This is a genomic window from Pseudonocardia sp. SID8383, from assembly GCF_009864975.1.
Lineage (GTDB): Bacteria > Actinomycetota > Actinomycetes > Mycobacteriales > Pseudonocardiaceae > Pseudonocardia > Pseudonocardia alni.
In genome coordinates, this window is sequence record NZ_WWFY01000130.1 from 1 (window position 1) to 607 (window position 607).

Genomic DNA, 607 nt, shown 5'->3' on the forward strand with positions numbered 1-607 from the left:
GCCCCCGGCGCGACCGCGCTGCGGGAGGAGCTGACCGCGGCCGGTGCGCAGGTCACCGTCGCCGCCTGCGACGTCGCCGACCGCGACGCGCTGGCCGCCCTGCTCGACGGCGTCGACCCGGCGCACCCGCTCACCGCCGTCGTGCACACCGCGGGCGTCCTCGACGACGGCACCGTCACCTCCCTGACCCCCGCCGCCGTCGACGCCGTGCTGGCCCCGAAGGTCGACGCCGCCTGGCACCTGCACGACCTCACCCGCGACCACGAGCTCGCCGCGTTCGTCCTCTACTCCTCCACCGCCGGGGTGATGGGCGGACCCGGCCAGGGCAACTACGCCGCGGGCAACACCTTCCTCGACGCACTCGCCGCGCACCGCCACGCACTGGGGCTGCCCGCCACCTCGTTGGCCTGGGGCGCCTGGGAGCAGGGCGCCGGGATGACCGGTGGCCTGTCCGACCACGACGTCGCCCGGGTCGGGTCCGGCGGCATGCCGCTGCTGAGTGTGGAGCGCGGGCTCGCCCTCTACGACGCCGCGACCCTCGCCGCGGAGCCCCTCGTCGTCCCGCTCGGCCTGACCGGCGGCGGGACCCCGCCGACCGCAGGCGGCG

Annotated in this window: 1 protein-coding gene; it reads left to right on the forward strand. The window is 77.8% G+C overall.

Translation table 11 applies throughout. From position 1 onward, the window contains the following. On the forward strand, positions 1-607 hold a 607-nt coding region (locus tag GTW08_RS03045; RefSeq protein ID WP_161151382.1), incomplete at both ends, for an SDR family NAD(P)-dependent oxidoreductase.